Origin of the sequence: Mesorhizobium sp. M4A.F.Ca.ET.090.04.2.1 (genome assembly GCF_003999085.1) — a bacterium.
GTDB lineage: Bacteria > Pseudomonadota > Alphaproteobacteria > Rhizobiales > Rhizobiaceae > Mesorhizobium.
Genome location: NZ_RZOT01000735.1, coordinates 1 through 2,209 on the forward strand (window position 1 = coordinate 1; position 2,209 = coordinate 2,209).

Here is a 2,209-nt window from a genome sequence, read left to right on the forward strand (position 1 = left end):
GCGGATATGAGGGTCTGATCTCCCCCCTTGTGGGGGAGATGTCCGGCAGGACAGAGGGGGGCGCGAAGGAATGAGACGATGGAGATTCCGGAATTTGCCACTCGATCTCACCGTCAATCCTGGCAGACCTTGGCAGCAACCCAGCGATCGCCAGCGCCAGCGTGCTCTTGCCCGAACCGCTTTCGCCGATGATCGCTAGGCGCTCACCGGCCTCGATCTCCAGGCTGACACCCTTCAGCGCCGGCACCTCGCGGCCGTTGCCGCGGTAGGCGACCGTGAGGTCGCGCATGGAAAGCAGCGCCGTCACGACAGACTTCTCCGCACCGCTGTCGTCTCGACGATGCCTTCGCCGGCGAGGTAGACGCCGAGCACGGTCAGCACCAGCGCGATGCCGGGGATGATCGACAGGAAAGGCGCGGTGCGCAAAACAGCACGGCCTTCGGCGATCATGCCGCCCCAGGTGACGAGGTTGGGGTCGCCTAGGCCGAGAAAGGACAGGGCGGCTTCCGTCAGGATCGCCGCCGCGACGATCACCGAGGACAGTGCCAGCACCGGCGGCAGCGCGTTTGGGAGCACTTCGCGAAAGGCGATCTCGAGCGGATGCATGCCGATGACACGGGCGCCGGCGACATAGTCGCGTTCGCGGATCGACAGCACTTCGGCGCGCGCGACGCGCGCCGGTCCCGTCCAGGCGCCAAGCGCGATGGCCGCAACGACCACACCGAGGGAAGGGCCGACAATGCTGACGAAGGCCAGGGCCAGCAGGAAGCCGGGCACGGTCTGGAAGGCATCGGTAATGCGCATCAGCACCTCGTCGATCAGCCCGCCGGCAAAGCCGGCCAGCGTGCCGACCACCGCGCCAATGACCAGCGCGGCAGCGGCCGCCGCCAGACCGACGGCCAGCGAGGTGCGGGCGCCGTGGAAAAGCTCGGCCAGCACGTCGCGGCCGAGCCGATCGGTGCCGAGCGGCAGCGACCAGTTTTGGAATGGCGACAGCAATGCCGGACCTGCAATGGCTTGCGGATCGCCGGGAAAGAGCAGCGGCGCGGTAAGCGCCATGGCGAAGAGCGTCGCAAAAATGACGGCGCCGGCGACCGCTTCCGGCGTGCAGAAGAAGCGATGCAGCCGGCTCATGCGCCGGCCTCGCTGGCGCCGACGCGGGGGTCGAGCAGGGCGTAGGCGAGGTCAACCAGGAGGTTGATGAGGATGACGAGCACTGCGCTGACCAGGATGATGCCGAGAAGCAGCGGCGTGTCACGTCCCGCGACGGCCTCCTGCGCCAGCCGGCCGAGGCCGGGCACGGCAAAGACGCTTTCGATGACGACGCTGCCGCCGAGCATCTGCGCCGACTGCAGGCCGAGCATAGTGACCAGCGGCAGGAGCGCGCTGCGGGCGACGTGGGCGAGCACGATGCGACGCCGCGACAGCCCCCTGGCGCGGGCGGCGAGGACAAAGTCCTGCCGCCAGGCCTCGGCCATGCCGGCGCGCGTCATGCGCAGGTAAAGCGCGAGATAGATGAAACCGAGCGCGGCGACCGGCAGCACGAGATGGGCGGCAATGTCGGCGGCCCGCGACAGCCCGGTCCTGCCGGAGGCGATGGTCTCGATGCCGCCGATCGGCAGCCAGCGCAGGTCGACGGCGAAGATGACGATCAGCACCAGGCCGAGCCAGAAGCCCGGCACGGCATAGAGCGCCAATGAGCCGATCGACAGGAAACGGTCGCGAAAGCTGCCAGGCCGCGCGCCGGCATAGATGCCGAGCGCCGAACCGAGGCCGAAGGAGAGCGCGGTGGCGCTGCCCATCAGGAGAAGCGTGGTCGGCAAGCGTTCGAGGATGACGTCACGGATCGGCCTGGAGAAGGTGACGGACTGGCCGAGGTCGAGATGCAGCAGCGCCCAGAGATAGTTGGCGAGCCGCGTCATTTCCGACTGGTCCAGGCCCCAGCGATGGCGCAGCACCTCGATCATGCCGGCATCGCCGCCGGTCGAGACGATATAGGCGTCGACCGCGTCGCCGGGGGCTGCCTCGAGCAGGAGGAAGGTGCCGATGACGACGATCAGCAGCACGAAGACGCTGCCGAGGAGACGGCGGCGGATGAGGGTGAGGGCGCGGGTCATGCGCGCCTCGGTGGGTTGGCGATATGCTGGTTATGAGAAATGCCGCGCCTGAGCACCTCCCTCTGTCCTGCCGGACATCTCCCCCTCAAGGG

3 protein-coding genes are annotated in these 2,209 nt (G+C 68.3%); all 3 read right to left on the reverse strand.

Going from position 1 to position 2,209, the window contains the following annotated elements:
• A partial coding sequence (locus tag EN781_RS31150; protein WP_245492698.1) for an ATP-binding cassette domain-containing protein occupies positions 1-307 on the reverse strand: 307 nt, incomplete at its 3' end.
• Positions 304-1,134: an ABC transporter permease gene (locus EN781_RS31155; protein ID WP_126058190.1), complete on the reverse strand. Its 831-nt coding sequence runs from the start codon at positions 1,132-1,134 to the stop codon at positions 304-306. The genes EN781_RS31150 and EN781_RS31155, both read right to left, overlap by 4 nt.
• Positions 1,131-2,117: an ABC transporter permease gene (locus tag EN781_RS31160; RefSeq protein ID WP_127400658.1), complete on the reverse strand. Its 987-nt coding sequence runs from the start codon at positions 2,115-2,117 to the stop codon at positions 1,131-1,133. The genes EN781_RS31155 and EN781_RS31160 overlap by 4 nt, the downstream gene beginning before the upstream one ends.
• Positions 2,118-2,209 lie beyond the last annotated feature (92 nt).